A 17,135-nucleotide genomic window follows, 5' to 3' on the forward strand; every position below is an offset into this window, starting at 1 on the left:
TACAGACGCGCGATTTTTTTGAGAATTCAATCAATGAACTCACTCGGTTTTGCTTGGTAAAATCTTTTTCTTCTTGCTTTATCTAGTTTTCAAAGTACAATCTGAATGTCATCCGCTTAAGGATTACACTTGCTTTAGCAAGTGCATAAGACCAGCCTGCAATCGAAGATTGCTGCTGCTCTAATAAACACTCAAAACTGAATACAATATGTCAGACGTCATTCCGAAGGAATCAATATTCCTTTTCCGTATTATCCTTAGAAAGGAGGTGATCCAGCCGCACCTTCCGATACGGCTACCTTGTTACGACTTCACCCCAATCATCTGTCCCACCTTCGACGGCTAGCTCCTGTAAAGGTTACTCCACCGGCTTCGGGTGTTACAAACTCTCGTGGTGTGACGGGCGGTGTGTACAAGACCCGGGAACGTATTCACCGTAGCATGCTGATCTACGATTACTAGCGATTCCAGCTTCATGTAGTCGAGTTGCAGACTACAATCCGAACTGAGAATGGTTTTATGGGATTTGCTTGACCTCGCGGTTTTGCTGCCCTTTGTACCATCCATTGTAGCACGTGTGTAGCCCAAATCATAAGGGGCATGATGATTTGACGTCATCCCCACCTTCCTCCGGTTTGTCACCGGCAGTCTCTCTAGAGTGCCCAACTGAATGATGGCAACTAAAGATAAGGGTTGCGCTCGTTGCGGGACTTAACCCAACATCTCACGACACGAGCTGACGACAACCATGCACCACCTGTCACTCTGTCCCCCGAAGGGGAACGCTCTGTCTCCAGAGTTGTCAGAGGATGTCAAGATTTGGTAAGGTTCTTCGCGTTGCTTCGAATTAAACCACATGCTCCACCGCTTGTGCGGGTCCCCGTCAATTCCTTTGAGTTTCAGTCTTGCGACCGTACTCCCCAGGCGGAGTGCTTAATGCGTTAGCTGCAGCACTGAGGGGCGGAAACCCCCCAACACTTAGCACTCATCGTTTACGGCGTGGACTACCAGGGTATCTAATCCTGTTTGATCCCCACGCTTTCGCACCTCAGCGTCAGTTACAGACCAGAGAGCCGCCTTCGCCACTGGTGTTCCTCCATATCTCTGCGCATTTCACCGCTACACATGGAATTCCACTCTCCTCTTCTGCACTCAAGTCTCCCAGTTTCCAATGACCCTCCCCGGTTGAGCCGGGGGCTTTCACATCAGACTTAAGAAACCGCCTACGCGCGCTTTACGCCCAATAATTCCGGATAACGCTTGCCACCTACGTATTACCGCGGCTGCTGGCACGTAGTTAGCCGTGGCTTTCTGGTAAGGTACCGTCAAGGTACGTTCAGTTACTAACGTACTTGTTCTTCCCTTACAACAGAGTTTTACGATCCGAAGACCTTCTTCACTCACGCGGCGTTGCTCCGTCAGACTTTCGTCCATTGCGGAAGATTCCCTACTGCTGCCTCCCGTAGGAGTCTGGGCCGTGTCTCAGTCCCAGTGTGGCCGATCACCCTCTCAGGTCGGCTACGCATCGTCGCCTTGGTGAGCCGTTACCTCACCAACTAGCTAATGCGCCGCGGGTCCATCTGTAAGTGACAGCAAAACCGTCTTTCACTATTCCACCATGAGGTGGAAAATATTATCCGGTATTAGCTCCGGTTTCCCGAAGTTATCCCAGTCTTACAGGTAGGTTACCCACGTGTTACTCACCCGTCCGCCGCTGACTTCAGAGGTGCAAGCACCTCGTCTGTCCGCTCGACTTGCATGTATTAGGCACGCCGCCAGCGTTCATCCTGAGCCAGGATCAAACTCTCCATAAAAGTGTTTGATAAAGCTCTTTGATTGGTTAAGCCAATCACTCTTGAAAGTACTGTTCGTACTCAAATTATTGGAATTAACGTTGACATATTGTCATTCAGTTTTCAATGTTCATTTGGTGTTACAAGATTAAATTATAACAGCTACATTCGTTCTTTGCAAGACTTTTATTTAAGAAGTTTTACACTTCGTATCAGTCATTTGAAAGTTAAGTTGCTGTCTCTTTCAAGCTTGCATTAAAAATTTTACTCGAATGAATCACTTGTTTCAAGTATCTTTTTTACACTTCGAAAATTCATTTTTCAATGTCTTTCTGAAGTGCCTGTCGTTTTCAGCGACTTTTATATCTTAGCAAGCTTCTGCCGGAGCGTCAATACTTTTCTTCATTTTTTTCAAAAATTCTTCTGACAGGTTATGAACGAGTTTTATGCTATACTTTCTTCAGTATTCAAATAAGGAGTGTTGCTATGAAATGGAACAAGAAGCCGACGAGTAAAATCAACCGCATCCGCTCCTGGGCGCTCGGTCTGATCTTCGCCGCAATGATTGTCATGTATTTAGGGGTTGTCCTTCTATATATGGCACACAGTAAAGTACTCTTTGCCATTTTCCTGTTGCTCGGGACACTTGCTTTCCTGCTCAGTTTTATTGTCTACTTCTGGATCGGGATGCTCTCGATGCGTGCCGTGACTGTGCTCTGTCCTAACTGCAATCATTATACGAAGATGCTGGGGCGTGCTGATATCTGCGCAAACTGCAATGAGCCTCTTACTTTAGATCCATCACTTGAAGGTAAGGCCTTCAGTGAGGACTATAACAATAAGCGTAAAAGTGCAGCAATGGAAAAAAAGGAAGAACGCTGAATCAGCGTTCTTCCTTTTTTGCGCATTCCGGACAGATACCGTATATCTCCATACGATGATGGGTGATCTGATGTCCTGATAGATGCTGGGCAATCTGTTCCACTTCATCCAGACGGGGATACTGGAAATCAGTGATCTTACCGCAGCTCGTGCAGATGACATGATAATGATTGGCTGTCTCAAAGTCATAGCGGCTCGCTGCATCACCATAAGTCAGTTCAGTGACCAGTCCACATTCCTTGAAGACTTTAAGGTTATTATAGATGGTAGCTACACTCATGCTGTCAAACTTAGGGCTGAGGGCCTTATAGATCTCATCCGCAGTTGGATGTGTATCCGCTTCTATCAGATAGGCGAGTACGGCTTGTCTTTGCGGTGTAATTCTGACACCCTGACCTCTTAATTGCTGCACCGCTTCCTGAAGCTTGATTTCAACTGAATGTTGTTCGACCGCCATACTCTCACCTTCTTCCCTGTTTTTATTTACTTATCATACAACTTAATCACTAAAACTTCAATATTGCTTACTCGGCGAATAAGACTTCCAGCTGATTTTTCACTTTCACATCGTCTATCCGTTTTTCTATCGTTAAATCAGGACCGATGAGTAAGGTTGTGCGCACGATGCCCATCGATTCTTTGCCGAACACTTTCTTCTGCCGGTAGATACCCAGTTCTTTTGCCAGCTGATAATCTTCATCCACCAGCAAGTCAAAACCGATATGATGCTTATTGATAAAGTTCTGGTGTTTCTTCATGGAATCGCCGTTGACACCTAGAACCTGTATGCCTTTTGCACGCAGTTCCGTCAGATGCCCGGTAAAATCAATGGCCTGTGTCGTGCATGTCGGCGTATTATCACGCGGATAGAAGTAGAGAATCGTTCTCTGACCTCTCAGATCTTGTTCGGTGATGACCTCACCGTTCTGGTTGACCATATTGAATGCCGGTATTTTCAAATCAATTCCTCCTGCTCATCATTCTTTTATAATTATGATACGATAGGGACGAAAAAAATTTAAATAAAAGAGGTTATAGCTATGAATTTCTCAGAATCTGAACGTATACAACAAGAGGCGAACGAGTATATTTTAGGGGGCGTCAATTCCCCTTCACGCTCTTATAAGGCAGTAGGCGGCGGTGCACCTGTCGTTATGGAACGTGCAGAGGGCGCTTATTTCTATGATGTTGACGGCAACCGTTATATCGATTACCTGGCCGCGTATGGTCCGATCATCGCCGGTCACGCTCATCCGCATATTACGGCAGCCATCAAGCAGGCAGCTGAGACTGGTGTCCTCTACGGTACACCGACAAAGCACGAAGTGACGTTCGCCAAGATGCTGCGCGAGGCGATTCCTTCTTTAGAGAAGATCCGCTTCGTTAATTCTGGTACTGAAGCTGTGATGACCACTATCCGGGTCGCGCGTGCTTTTACGAAACGTGACAAAATCATCAAGTTTGCGGGCTGCTACCACGGCCATTCTGATTTAGTCCTTGTCGCTGCCGGCAGTGGTCCCAGCCAGTTAGGGACACCGGATTCTGCCGGCGTACCGCAAAGTGTCGCGCAGGAAGTCATCACAGTGCCTTTCAACGATATTGATTCGTTCAAGGAGGCGATTCATCATTTCAGCGATCAGATCGCAGCGGTACTGGTTGAGCCTATCGTCGGCAACTTCGGCATCGTCGAACCCGCTGAAGGTTTCCTGCAGGCCGTCAATGATATCGCCCACGCAAACGGCACACTGGTCATTTATGATGAAGTCATCACAGCATTCCGTTTCTGTTACGGCGGCGCACAGGATATGCTCGGTGTCAGACCGGATCTGACTGCATTCGGCAAAATCATCGGCGGCGGTCTGCCGATCGGAGCATACGGCGGCCGTCAGGATATCATGGAACATGTCGCGCCGCTCGGTCCTACTTATCAGGCCGGCACAATGGCAGGTAATCCGCTAAGTATGCAGGCGGGTATCGCCTTATTAGAGGTCATCAAGGAGGAAGGCACCTACGACTATCTCGATGCACTCGGCAAAAAGCTGGAAGACGGTGTACAGGCGCTGATTGAGAAGTATGAGATACCCGCAACCATCAATCGCCTGAAAGGTGCGATGACGCTCTACTTCACCAAGGAGAAAGTGGTGAACTATGAACAGGCAGAGAACACAGATGGCGAACTTTTCGCTCAGTTCTTCAAGCTCATGCTGAATCAAGGCATCAATCTCGCGCCTTCTAAATACGAGGCATGGTTCATCACGGTGCGCCATACTGAAGCAGATATCGACGAGACACTCGTCGCTGTGGAGAACAGTTTCAAGGAAATGTCGCTTGTCAAATGATGATTCCTATTGTATAAGTGAGGTACTATGATTTAAAAAGAGGTAACTGAATGAAACTAGGTGCAAGAATCTTCAAGACAGGCATTGCGATTATGCTCGCGCTCTACGTCGCGCAGATGCTCGGGACACCGGGATATGTCGTCGCAGGCATCTCGGCACTCTTCGCCATGCAGCCCAGTGTCTATCAATCCTATAAATCGGTGCTTGAGAACTTGCAAGGTAATCTGATCGGAGCCTTACTCGCCATCATTGTCGTCCAGACATTCGGCAACCATCTCTTCATCATCGGCCTGACGACGATTATCCTGATCTCTCTTCTTGCCAAGCTGCATCTGCAGAACGTGACCGGCCTTGCCGTGGTGACCCAGCTCGTCATCATGGAGGCCACTGGCGACGATTTCCTGACTACTGCCTTCACACGTTTCGCCTTTATCATGATCGGTGTGTTAAGTGCAGCGATTGTCAATCTGCTGTTTCTGCCGCCGCAGTATGAGACGAAGCTCTACTATACGTGTCAGCAGATTGGCAACGATATATTCAAATGGCTGCGCCTCAGCATCAACGGCTCCAGTGAATATCATGTCGTCAAGCATGACATCGAGGATATCAGAGACCGTATCATCGCAGTTGAATCCAAGTTCAATCTCTATAAGAATGAACGGGCGCTGACCAAAAAACAGAACTACCGCAACATCAGAAAGAAGATATTATTCAAGGAACTGATCATGACAACACGACGTGCCTATGACCTGCTCCGGAGAATCAACCGCTATGAGAATGATATTCTGCATCTGCCTGAAACAATACGTATCCAGCTGAAGTTTGAGATGGACGAACTGATGACCCTTCATGAAGGCATCCTGATGCAGTTCAGCAATAAGCTGTCACCGACGCACCTTGCTGAGGAGAACTTCATGACAGGTGACTTCAAAAAAGACGTGCTGGAACTCATACTTGCTGAGATGCGGAAGGTTGAAGACCCGCCTTATAATAAGCAGCATATCATCCTGATTATCAGTGCCCTCTTCGAATACCGCGAGAAACTGGAGCATCTCGATAAACTGACGCACAGTTTCTATCATTACCATAAAGACGACAACAAGATAAAAGTGGCTGATGATATTCAGGACGTCTAAAAAAAGGCTGACTCTTTTGAGTCAGCCTTTTCTATTGCCAGCCGTTATCTACAGCCGGTCGTACTCTGTCCTTTGAGACATACGGATTCCCAGCAACTGTGAAGCGGTAAAGATAGTCGACCGCTTCTTCCTTGTTGTCTATACCGATCCGTTTCGATGCCTGAACAGCTACCGGCACCTTGCCAGCGCTTATCATCAGCGGTCCTTCATTCAGCCTGGTCCCGTTAAACTGGTCCCGTCTGATCCCCATACTCTGCGTCAGCTTGCCCGGCCCGTCTGTCAGATGATCCAGCCGTGCGCGCCGCATCTGCATCGTCTCAATCCCTTCTACAGGCTCCAGCCCGCGGATGAGCACCCCTTCAGGCGAATGTTCATCCTTCGTGATGAAATTCATGCAGTGATGCCCATGCATCGTGTAGACATAGACCGTGCCGTAGTCGCGATACATCATCTCATTCTTCTTCGTTCTTCTGCCCTGATATGCATGTGCCGCCTTATCCTCCAGACCGAGGTAAGCCTCCACTTCTGTGATATAGCCGGACGTGACAATGCCATCAGTCATCGTTGTAATCTTCTTACCGAGCAGCGTCTGTGCTGCTGTCAGTGTGTCTTCTGCCAGAAAACTTAAATCCATTTAAACCGCCTCTTTCAACGAGCGGTACATGCGCTGCACATACTGCTCACCTGTCAGCACATCGCCACGCTCTGTCTTGTAGAGCAGGTGCTTGACTGAGATGTCAGTCGGCGATACCACGCCACATGCCGCTGCTATATTAAATAATCCTTCGTGCATACTGATCATATAGTTCGTTACCCTGTACTGCTTCTCCTCAATCACGAGACCCTTCTCGCGGTCAGGGTTGGTCGTCGCTACGCCCACCGGACAGTCATTCGTATGACACTGCTGGGCCATGATGCAGCCGACACTCATCATCATCGCACGGGCTACATTGACCAGATCCGCTCCAAGCGCAATAGCTACCGCCACTTTATCCGGTGTGATCAGTTTACCTGACGCGATGATTCTGATGTCATCACGCAGGCCGTATTCCTTTAAGACCAGGTCCAGAATCGGCAGGGCTGAAAAGAGCGGCAGTCCCATCGTATCTTCAAGCTCCTGATAAGTCGCTCCGGTTCCGCCTTCGCCCCCGTCCACTGTAATGAAGTCAGGATAGATACCTGTCGCCTTCATATCAGCAGCGAGACTGTACAGCATATCCAGATTGCCGACGACCATCTTGAAGCCGACCGGTTTACCGCTCATCTGCTGCAGTTTAGCGATGAAGTCCAGCAAGTCACGATTATCATTCATGAACGTAAAACGGTTCGGCGAGTTGATAGTCGTAAACGGTTTGACGTTACGGATCATGGCAATCTCCTCTGTCACTTTCTCCGCCTCAACGTGGCCGCCACGCGTCTTCGCCCCTTGCGCAAGCTTGATCTCAAAGGCTCTGATATAAGGATTTTCTGCTTTCTTCATGAACTCTGCGTCACTGAAATTGCCGTCAGCATCACGGACACCGAACAACCCCGGTCCGATCTGGAAGATGATATCGACCTTCCCTTTCAGATGATGCTCCGACAGACCCCCCTCGCCTGTGTTCATCCATGTGCCTGCTGCCATGCCCAGACCGTTGCTCAAGGCCATGATTGCATTTTTGCCGAGCGCGCCATAACTCATGCCCGACTGACCGACAAGACGCTTGACCACAAAAGGATGAGCCCGTCTTGGGCCGAGGATCACCGCATGCTCATCTGTCAGCAGATAAGGATCGACCGTCGCAGCTTCACGGTGTTCATCGCGGTCGAAAAGCCCTTCTTTATCAAGCTTATAGATGCTCGTCTGTATCTTCTGCGATTGGTCGATATGCAGTTCGCTTGCCTCCTTCGGGAAGATCGCATTCTGCAGATAGAAGCCCGGCTGCGTGAAATCACGACGTGAACCGAAGCCGCCGATACGTGTCTTATACTTACCCGCTTTGACGACATCCAGATAGTCTTTGCGCGAGAAAGGAGTCGCTTCATTATCCGACTGAATTAAATACTGTCTGATTTCCGGGCCAATCTTCTCGACAAAATAACGCACGCGGCCGAGCACCGGGAAATTCCGCAGTATACTATGCTGGTTCTGCCTGCGGTCCGCCACCAATAAGTAGACGATGAAAAAAGCGAGCAGAACAAATAAGACAAGAAATATCGTATTGACGATGAGCTGTATCATCCATAACAAATCCATAAAAAAATCCCCCCGTTGTATGATACTTCTATCATACAACAGAGGGAATCTGTTAACTATCCAAATGCTGAATCGTATAAAGATTATAATAGTGAGACTGATTAGCCATCAGTTCATCATGTGTACCGATTTCCTTGATCTCACCATTCTGTACGACGACAATTTTATCCGCATGTGTGATTGTCGATAAGCGGTGTGCGACAATAACCGTCGTGCGGTCCTTGGATAATGTTTCAAGTGCTTCCTGAATCACCGCTTCACTCTCTAAGTCGAGCGCACTTGTCGCTTCATCCAGAATGAGGATAGGCGGGTTCTTCAGGAAGACGCGGGAGATAGCGACACGCTGCTTCTGACCGCCTGACAGCTTGACGCCCCGTTCGCCGACCTCTGTATCATAACCTTCCGGCAGACTCATGATGAAGTCATGGGCATTGGCCAGTTTGGCAGCGTAGATCATCTCTTCCTCCGTCGCTTCCGGTTTACCGAGAAGAATGTTCTCACGGATGGAATCAGAGAACAGGATATTATCCTGCATGACCATACCGATCTGATTGCGCAGACTCTCTATTGTGAAGTCATCAATCGGGTGACCATCGATACAGATCTCGCCGCTCGTCACATCATAGAACCGCGGAATCAGGCTGATCATCGTCGACTTACCGCCGCCGCTCATACCGACAAAGGCCACCGTTTCACCGCTTCTGATATCGAGATTGATGTCATGCAGGACTTCGTTATCGTCCTCATTGTATTTAAAGCCGACCTGCTTGAACTGAATGTCGCCATGCTCAACTTTCAGGTTCCGTGCCCCCTGTTTATCCACGACATCGTAAGGCTCATCGAACAGCTGGAACATACGGTCCATCGATGCCATACTCTGTGTGAGAGTCGTGGAGCTGGATACTAAACGACGCAGCGGTCCGTACAGACGATCAAGATAAGCGATAAATGCAGCGAGACTGCCGACAGAGAGACCATCACTGATGACAAGATAGGCACCGAAGCCGACGACAATCAGCGGTCCGATATCTGTGACCGTATTGATGACGGCGAAACTTTTGGCATTCCATTTCGTATGGTCAAGCGCCTTCTCGAAGAAATTCATATTCCGTTTATTGAAGCGCTCGCTCTCATTCTCTTCGATAGCAAAACTTTTGATGACGTTCATCCCCTGCACCCGTTCATGCAGGAATCCCTGCACTTCAGCCAGTGCCTGCGAGCGTCGACGGGTCAATTTACGCAGGTTGCCGAAGAAGTAATAGACGCTGAAAATATAGAACGGAAAGACGACGAGTGAGGCAATGGTCAGTTTGACGTCCATCGTAAACATGATGACGAGCGCAATGATAATCGTGACGAGATCCAGCCAGACATTCATGAGTCCTGTCACAATGAAGTCCTTCGTTGACTCTACATCATTGATGACCCGTGAAATGATTTCCCCGACTTTATTGTTAGAGTAGAAGCGGACACTCAGGGCCTGCAGGTGACGATACAGCTTTTTGCGGATGTCATAAAGAATCTTGTTACTCGTCCACTGCGCAAGATATTGTCTGTAGTACTCAACAGGCGGACGGATGACGATAAATATAAATGAAAAAATCAGCAGTACATGCCAGAGTGCATCTTTCTTTTCCGCAACCGACATCGTCTGGTTACCGATGACATCGTCAATCACGTATTTGATAAGCAACGGAATCAATAGAGGAATACCGAACTTCAGTATCCCGATGATAATAGTCAGTACAATAAGCCATGAGTAGGGCTTAACGAACTGCAGGTAACGCCTCAACATGAAATCATCTCCTCAAAATTAAGAATCAACCTATGCTCGATAGGTTGATTCATTCTTCCATCATACGCTTCTGTAAATGAAAACGCTCCTGCCAGACTTTAATGAAGTCCGGCGCGAATGGTCCTTTTTTTCTTTCAATCCATTGCTGCAAAGTATCAACGTTTCTTCTCAGGATCTGATCAATCTCAGTGGGATAGTTCATCTGCTTCATATGCTGTTGATATTCATCTTCATCCAGGAGATGATATTTGCCATTCGGATAGACTTTGATGTCTAGATCATAGTCGATATATTTGATGGCTTCTGTATCATATACAAATGGTGAAGAGAGATTGCAGTAGTAATAGACACCATCTTCTCTGAACATACAGATGACATTGAACCAGTATTCAGCGTGAAAATAGACGATAGCGGGTTCGCGCGTCACCCACGTCCTGCCATCGCTCTCTGTTACAAGTGTCCTGTTATTCCCCCCGATAATGACATGATTGGTCCCTTTTAAAATCGTTGTTTCAGACCAGACGCGGTGAATCTTGCCGTTATGTTTATAACTTTGGATCTGCACATTCTGGCCTTCTTTTGGTATGGATTCTTTGACCATGTTCCACACCACCTAGTATTTAGTATTTGCATAAATATTATAGCACAGATTGTGTATCATGAAACCTATTTGCCTGCCTGGTAGCGGTCAAAGATTTTGGTCATCGACACGGGGAAGGTATACTTCTCTTTCTCTTCCAGCGCCATAAAACGATAGTCACCCGATGCTTCATCTGTTGTTCTTGCGATGTAGACGTCCAGCAGCCAGTCAAGATGCGTAAAGCCGTGTGTCACATGCACAAACTTCTCCTTGTCATCTGCGAGCTTCATGTCCAGTATTTCCTCGATGTCCCCCGTCGCCATGTCCTCATCGAACATCGGGAACTGCCACATTCCGCCCAGCAGGCCCGACTTCGGTCGCTGCGTGATGAGAAGCTGCCCTGCGTCATTGACGATCAGCATGACCTTGTAGCGCAGTTCTTTACGTTTCAGTTTTTTGATTTTCACCGGTCGTTCAAGTACAGTACCCGCTTCAAAGGCCTCGCAGTGCTCATTCACCGGACAGAGCATGCAGATCGGGTTGCGCGGTGTACAGACCGTCGCCCCCAGTTCCATCAGGGCCTCGTTGAAATCACCGGCACGCTCAGGCATGACCTGCATCACTTTTTCCTCAAAGTGTTTACGCGCGGCCGGCTTCGCAGTATCTGTCGGATCGTCATCGAGGCGTGAGAACACCCGGAAGACGTTGCCATCAACTGCAGGGTAAGGCAGATTGAAGGCGATGCTCATGACAGCGCCTCTCGTATAAGGTCCGACACCTTTCAGCGCAAGAAACTTCTCACCGTCAGCCGGGACACTGCCATAGGTCTCCTCCACTTCTCTGACCGCAGTCTGAAAATTGCGGACGCGTGAATAATAGCCGAGCCCCTCCCAATATTTCAGCACGTCATCTTCATCCGCGCCGGCCAGACTTTCAATGGTCGGGAAGCGTTCAATGAACCTCAGGTAGTAGTCTCTCACTGTATTGACCTGTGTCTGCTGGAGCATAACTTCAGAGAGCCAGATTTTATAGGGGTCTTTTGTTTCCCGCCACGGCATCTCGCGCTTATTGCTATCGAACCAGCTGAGGAGATGCGCTGCAAATAATTCCGATTTTTTCATTTTTACACCTCTTAGTCGTCAAAGTTTATGTCATTCATTCTGTTTTCATTTATAATAAGGAAAAAGGAGGAGCGTCTTATGGATACAGCTACACACTTTGCAATGGGCGCTGCACTTGCAGGCCTCGCGACTGTCGACCCTGCTGTGACTGCTCATTATCCGGCCATTGTGACTGCCTTAGTCGCCGGCTCGCAGATACCGGATATTGATACAGTACTGAAATTAAGAAACAATGCTGTCTATATCACGAATCATCGTGGCATTACGCATTCTATTCCTTTCACATTGATGTGGCCGGTCGTCATTGTGGCCCTTATCTTTCTTGTTATACCCGATATCAATGTGCTGCACTTCTGGCTCTGGACACAGTTTGCAGTCTTCCTGCATGTCTTTGTGGATATCTTTAATTCATATGGTACTCAGGCACTCAGACCTTTTAATCATAAATGGATACAAATCGGTATCATCAACACCTTCGACCCCATTATGTTCGCCCTGTTAGTCACAGGCTCCATACTCTGGGCGTTCGGCGTCAGTCCGGTGCCTGTCTTCCTGTCCATTACAGTGATACTGGTCATTTACTATATCATCAGACGTCTGCTTCAGCAATCCATCCGCAAGCATGCGCTGAGTATTCTGCCGCAGGATGAACATATCATCAAAACCTTTGTCGCACCGACTATCCGTTTCTTCGAGTGGCGCGTCGCTGTCGAAACCGACCGCTACTATTATATCGGCCGCAGCTATAAACTGAATGTCAATTTCAGTGACCGTTTCAAGCGGACGCCGCTGCCACCGGAAGAGGTCATGCAGCATGCAAGAAAAGACCCGAACTTAAAAGCATTCCTCAGTTTCAGCTCTATCTACCGCTGGACACTTGTCGATAGACCTCACGGCTATGAGCTCAGGTTCATCGACCTCAGATACCTGAAGAACGGCCACTATTCTTTTGTCGCGATTCTTAACCTCGATCCTGCTTACCAGGTCACCCATAGTTATACAGGCTGGGTGTTCTCTGAAGACAAACTCATCAAAATCCTGCACAATCATCCCGTCAAACCATAACAATAGGCTGCTTATTCAGCAGCCTATTTTTCTCTATTGATTTCATCTTTCAGTTTCTTATAGCAATAAAAAGTCCAGATATACATCAGCGCGAGTTCACACATAAAGAGCAGATGCAGCGGTATATTATAAAACGCTACCTGTCCCAGCACGACAGATGACTGAAAGCCGTTGACCAGGAAATAGAACGGGTTCACACTCAGCAGCTGAACGGCAAGTGCCGGCAGCTGAGTCGGTACCCACAAGATAGGCACTGATAGCATCAGTATAGCGAGGATAATGATGCTCATCCGCTTCATATTGCGGCTGTAATATTCCAGCAGACTCAGGGTAAGACCGACAGGCACCAGGAGCAGATAGGTCAGCACCAGGAAATAGAACACACCGAGGATACTTGCCGCCATATGGATATGGTTGGAAAGTGCGATGACCAGCAAGAACACAAAAGACATGAGGAACTGCAGCAGAAAATTAATGATCTGCACATTGATCAGCACATAGAGCGGCAGACTTGTGATATTCAGAATAAAGCCTCGTCGCGATAAGATAGAGCTCGAGAAGTAGAGCGCCCCTGCTATCCAGAAGAAAAGAAGATAGCCGCTCAGCTGAAACAGCAGCCGTGACTTGTCTGTTTCTGTCGGAGCGGAGAGATTCATGAGAAAGACGCTCAGGAAAATAACACTTAAATTAAATGCCAGCCACCAGACATACTGTTTCAGGTTATAACGCAGTTCGATAATTGTATTTTTGATCATATAAGGGAAGTATGTGATTAATTCATTCATTGCATCCACCTATCTCCGGAAATAAAGCCACATGTCTGATTCAAAATCAGCCACAGCATAGCCATTATCCACTTTAACAATCCAGCTGTTATCTTTAATTCCAAATTTCTTTTTCAGTCTGTCTGCATTTCTCATCGGAAAGCGGAGGCCGCTCACCTGATTCTGATCATTGAACTGCAGATAGATATCATTTTTAGTCAACTTGATGACGTAGCGCTGACGTTTTTCCGGGTAGAGACCAGCCTCCACTTTTGCACGGCTCGCGCCGAGGAAGCCGTTGAAGAACTGATGGAAGTTGACGTAGTTGCTGTACATATACGGATTCAGTTCGTCAAAAGTACGCTCATCATATAAGGCGGCCGGATTGATATACAGCAGATTCTTCTTCACCATCTTCATCTCTTTATCTTCAAAAGCGATGCGGTAATCATCCGGGCCGACAGCTGTAATCTCAACGAGTGAACCTTCCGGCAGCTGCGCCTCGACCTGACCTTTGTAAGTGATAGGACTGCTTTTCCGGACGACAGCAAGCGCATACTTATCGGTATAGACGACCTGCTGCTGATTGATGGCCGTCGGTTTCTCCTCGACTGCAGGTGTATACTGTACGCCTTTCAGAATCAGGATAAAGAACAGCACGCTCAGACCTACCAGCATGAGGGAAGTCAACAGCCCTTTCTTCAGGTCACTGTCCATATATGTTTTCATATGTCTTGTGACACGTTGATAGTTGTCCGGCTCATCAGATTGTCTTTGCATTTTATAATCCAGGTCGAAGAGTTCTTCATTCTGCGTGCCGCGTACCGCCTCGTACCGCTTATAGTAATCCACATAAGCAGCGAGCACTTCAGACCTCTCACCTGACTTTCTGAGCTGCCCATGGCTCAGCCAGCTGACGTAATGGGCTTTGTAAGGAATCAGTTCCGGTTTCTCTTCCATCAGGACAACCGCGCTCTCTGATTCAGTCAGCGCATCGATCACCATCGCGAACTTCTTCTTGAAGGCAACAGAGAGATGTCGCGTCAAGTCGTTATAAATCACGACTTCAGGCTCAAGAAAATACGTCAGCGCAATAAGAAGCTGGGCTCTGTCAGCCGCCTCGAGGTCACTTACTTTGGTCTTGTCCTTATCAGTCAGTTCAGCAAATGTCAGAATATCTGTTTTCAGCTCCGCATATTCGATAAGCGGAATATTGTAGCTCAAGAGAACGGTCTCTATCAATTGACTGACTGAATGGGTTGTCGTGCGGTCACTTGCGAGAAAAGTACTGACATTGTTTCTGACTTTACCGCTGCTGGGCTCAACAACTTTGGCGATTAACTGGCCGAGGACGGTCTTACCGGAACCTCTAATGCCTGTGATCCCTAATGTTTCACCTTTATAAAGATGAATGGTCACTTGCTTGATACTTGTGAATTGATTTTGTCCTGTTCCTTGTATACGTTCTAATAGTGATTGCTCCGTCTGATCCTGCCGGAAATATTTAGTTACATCTACCAATCTTGCGAGAATATCACCAGACATGTTCAAACTCCTTTATTTATCTAATTGCAGCAAAGAGAGAGGAATCCCTTCCTCATGCGCGTCGCCGTTCAGTCTGAAGCCCCACGCAAAAACACCTTTTATTCGTTCTACTTTGAAGTAAGCAGCTTCAGCCCCTATTAAACGGTAGACTTTACCGATCACAATGTCTGCCGGGTCAACCAGATAGCTCTCCGCTATCAGTGCTTTGCGCTGATAGACTTCGTACTCATTGATGACCCCGAGCATCTCAGCTTTACGGGCTTTCTCACGATAGCCGGCAATAGCCTCGCGTAATTCACCGCGCGACATCTCAACTAACTTTTTTTCTTCACTCATCTTCCATCCCACTTTCCTTTAAGGCAGAATTGATGTCGTCATATTTAAATCCTTTACGCATCAGTGCGGTGACGACTTTTGTCCGGAGTTCAAAGCCAGTCGCTTTCTTTGACCATCTATTGACTTGTTTCTCCAGTTCTTTCTGCAGTGCCTCGGTGTCCTGTATGGACATCTCCTCCATATAAGGCATGATGTTATTCAAATTATACCCTTTTTGTACCAGTGTTTGAATTGTTTTTTGACCGGCCAGATGACTGGACGTTCTGCCCTGGTGTCTTTTCAGCTGCTTCTGAATAAGTTTCTGCATGCGCTCAGCTGTCATTTCTTCTGTGTAAAGGGCATAGTAATGATCAATAAGCGGTCGCTCGATGCCTTTTTCAAAGAGTTTCTGCCGGTAGATATCGGGCCCTTTATCTGTCGTGTTCACCATCGTATGCATCAGACTCTTGGCATAATCATCGTGATCGATATAGCGGTTGTCATAACAGTAATGAATGACCTCCTGGATCACCTCTTCTGCTATGTCGTTCTTCTTCAGGTAATCGCGGATCTCTTTCTCTGTTCTTTTCTTATAGGACAAGTAGACCACAGCTGAGTTAATCGCTCGTCTGTAATCATCATATTCTCTGATTGCCTGCAGCTGTTCTTCAGTCAGTCTATCATCCTTGCGCAGATTGAACTTGACGTAAGTTGCGCTGTCAATGCCCATATTGAATTCACCATCAATATAGAGATTGAAACGGTCTTTATTATTTTTCTGGACTTCAATCTTGGTGATCTTCATCTCGTCACTCCTCAAAAAAACTAACGCCTAGGCGTTAGTTAGTAGTGGGTATTCCTGCCATCGCTTCCTGATACTGCGCATCTGTAATCAGTTCCTGGGCATGCATCTTATCCAGTGTCGTGCGTGTCCGTTCCTGCAGCGCTGTATCGCTCTGAAACCGGTCTGGGTGATAAGTGCTCGGCGCATTGATGGTACTTGCAAGTATCGCACTCTGCAGGACGGTAATCTGCGGCATCCCCGTATAGCTCGCATCTGTTGTCGTGCCGAAATAAGTATTGGCCGCCTGCTCAATATTATAGAGGTCGTTACCGAAATAGATGGTTGTTAAATAGGCGCTGATGATCTCTGATTTAGAATAATGATTTTCAATGCGCTTCGCAATCATCATTTCACTGATTTTGCGGCTCAGCGTCTTTTCACTGGATAAGTATAGGTTCTTAGCCAGCTGCTGCGTAATCGTGCTGCCACCTTGTGAAACCGACTGATCTTTCAGTGCGACGCCTATCGAACGGCCTGTGCCCTTCCAGTCGATGCCATCATGCTGATAAAACCTCTTGTCTTCAACAGCAATAAATGCAGCTGGCACATATTCCGGCATGTCCTCAGCCGGCACATAATATCTGTTAGCCTGCAGCGCCTTGATGTCGTTCATGTCAGCACTGCTTGTTCTGAAGTAGAAGAAGCCGACGACTACAAGCACGCACACCAGAATGACTGACAGCAGTCCACATCCTAATTTCTTCATATACTGCCTCCTTA

The 17,135-nt window shown here is 47.6% G+C and carries 16 protein-coding genes and 1 rRNA gene; 4 read left to right on the plus strand and 13 right to left on the minus strand.

Annotation, left to right across the window (positions count from 1 at the left end):
- Window positions 1–261: 261 nt before the first annotated feature.
- Window positions 262–1,814: ribosomal RNA gene (locus QSV55_RS09160) — 16S ribosomal RNA — on the minus strand.
- Window positions 1,815–2,279: 465 nt separating this feature from the next.
- Here QSV55_RS09160 and QSV55_RS09165 point away from each other — a divergent pair.
- The gene (locus tag QSV55_RS09165) at window positions 2,280–2,675 is read left to right on the plus strand and encodes a DUF2614 family zinc ribbon-containing protein (protein ID WP_133451779.1); all 396 of its coding nucleotides are present in this window, start codon (window positions 2,280–2,282) and stop codon (window positions 2,673–2,675) included.
- Window position 2,676: 1 nt separating this feature from the next.
- Here the strand turns inward: QSV55_RS09165 and QSV55_RS09170 are convergent, their stop codons facing one another.
- Entirely contained in the window at window positions 2,677–3,132 is a 456-nt protein-coding gene (locus tag QSV55_RS09170) for a Fur family transcriptional regulator (protein ID WP_133451780.1), read from the minus strand.
- A gap of 67 nt (window positions 3,133–3,199) precedes the next feature.
- On the minus strand, window positions 3,200–3,634 hold the full coding sequence (locus tag QSV55_RS09175) for a peroxiredoxin (RefSeq protein WP_289649973.1): 435 nt from the start codon (window positions 3,632–3,634) through the stop codon (window positions 3,200–3,202).
- 81 nt (window positions 3,635–3,715) lie between these two features.
- Here QSV55_RS09175 and QSV55_RS09180 point away from each other — a divergent pair, with 81 nt between their 5' ends.
- Both QSV55_RS09180 and QSV55_RS09185 read left to right on the plus strand, forming a co-directional pair.
- Window positions 3,716–5,014, plus strand: coding sequence for a glutamate-1-semialdehyde 2,1-aminomutase (locus QSV55_RS09180; protein WP_133451781.1), 1,299 nt, complete (start codon window positions 3,716–3,718; stop codon window positions 5,012–5,014).
- A gap of 50 nt (window positions 5,015–5,064) precedes the next feature.
- Window positions 5,065–6,150: an FUSC family protein gene (locus QSV55_RS09185; RefSeq protein ID WP_133451782.1), complete on the plus strand. Its 1,086-nt coding sequence runs from the start codon at window positions 5,065–5,067 to the stop codon at window positions 6,148–6,150.
- Window positions 6,151–6,181: 31 nt separating this feature from the next.
- On the opposite strand, the gene QSV55_RS09190 is transcribed toward QSV55_RS09185, so the two are convergent.
- The 5 genes from QSV55_RS09190 to mutY form a co-directional block, all read right to left on the minus strand.
- A complete protein-coding gene (locus tag QSV55_RS09190) occupies window positions 6,182–6,784 on the minus strand; it encodes a DNA-3-methyladenine glycosylase (RefSeq protein ID WP_289649974.1) in 603 nt (200 codons plus the stop codon).
- Window positions 6,785–8,386, minus strand: coding sequence for an FMN-binding glutamate synthase family protein (locus QSV55_RS09195; protein ID WP_289649975.1), 1,602 nt, complete (start codon window positions 8,384–8,386; stop codon window positions 6,785–6,787). It lies immediately after the preceding gene.
- 52 nt (window positions 8,387–8,438) lie between these two features.
- A complete protein-coding gene (locus QSV55_RS09200) occupies window positions 8,439–10,181 on the minus strand; it encodes an ABC transporter ATP-binding protein (protein WP_289649976.1) in 1,743 nt (580 codons plus the stop codon).
- Window positions 10,182–10,230: 49 nt separating this feature from the next.
- On the minus strand, window positions 10,231–10,782 hold the full coding sequence (gene ntdP, locus QSV55_RS09205; RefSeq protein WP_289649977.1) for a nucleoside tri-diphosphate phosphatase: 552 nt from the start codon (window positions 10,780–10,782) through the stop codon (window positions 10,231–10,233).
- Window positions 10,783–10,847: 65 nt separating this feature from the next.
- Window positions 10,848–11,882 (minus strand): A/G-specific adenine glycosylase, encoded by a 1,035-nt coding sequence (gene mutY / locus QSV55_RS09210; RefSeq protein ID WP_289649978.1) that lies wholly within the window; start codon window positions 11,880–11,882, stop codon window positions 10,848–10,850.
- A 78-nt stretch (window positions 11,883–11,960) separates the two neighbouring features.
- Between mutY and QSV55_RS09215 the strand changes: the two genes are divergently transcribed.
- Window positions 11,961–12,947, plus strand: a complete 987-nt coding sequence (locus QSV55_RS09215; RefSeq protein WP_289649979.1) for a metal-dependent hydrolase — start codon at window positions 11,961–11,963, stop codon at window positions 12,945–12,947.
- 23 nt (window positions 12,948–12,970) lie between these two features.
- Here QSV55_RS09215 and QSV55_RS09220 read toward each other — a convergent pair whose 3' ends face one another.
- The 5 genes from QSV55_RS09220 to QSV55_RS09240 are packed head-to-tail and all read right to left on the minus strand — an operon-like array spanning window position 12,971 to window position 17,121.
- Window positions 12,971–13,732, minus strand: coding sequence for an ABC transporter permease (locus QSV55_RS09220; protein ID WP_289649980.1), 762 nt, complete (start codon window positions 13,730–13,732; stop codon window positions 12,971–12,973).
- Window positions 13,733–13,741: 9 nt separating this feature from the next.
- On the minus strand, window positions 13,742–15,256 hold the full coding sequence (locus QSV55_RS09225; protein ID WP_289649981.1) for an ATP-binding cassette domain-containing protein: 1,515 nt from the start codon (window positions 15,254–15,256) through the stop codon (window positions 13,742–13,744).
- Window positions 15,257–15,268: 12 nt separating this feature from the next.
- Window positions 15,269–15,592, minus strand: a complete 324-nt coding sequence (locus tag QSV55_RS09230; protein WP_289649982.1) for a YfhH family protein — start codon at window positions 15,590–15,592, stop codon at window positions 15,269–15,271.
- The gene (gene recX / locus QSV55_RS09235) at window positions 15,585–16,376 is read right to left on the minus strand and encodes a recombination regulator RecX (protein ID WP_289649983.1); all 792 of its coding nucleotides are present in this window, start codon (window positions 16,374–16,376) and stop codon (window positions 15,585–15,587) included. Before recX ends, QSV55_RS09230 begins: the two co-directional genes overlap by 8 nt.
- A 34-nt stretch (window positions 16,377–16,410) precedes the next feature.
- Window positions 16,411–17,121, minus strand: a complete 711-nt coding sequence (locus QSV55_RS09240; RefSeq protein ID WP_289649984.1) for a glycosyltransferase — start codon at window positions 17,119–17,121, stop codon at window positions 16,411–16,413.
- Window positions 17,122–17,135 lie beyond the last annotated feature (14 nt).

Source organism: Macrococcus bovicus, from assembly GCF_030376725.1.
Taxonomy (GTDB): domain Bacteria; phylum Bacillota; class Bacilli; order Staphylococcales; family Staphylococcaceae; genus Macrococcus; species Macrococcus bovicus.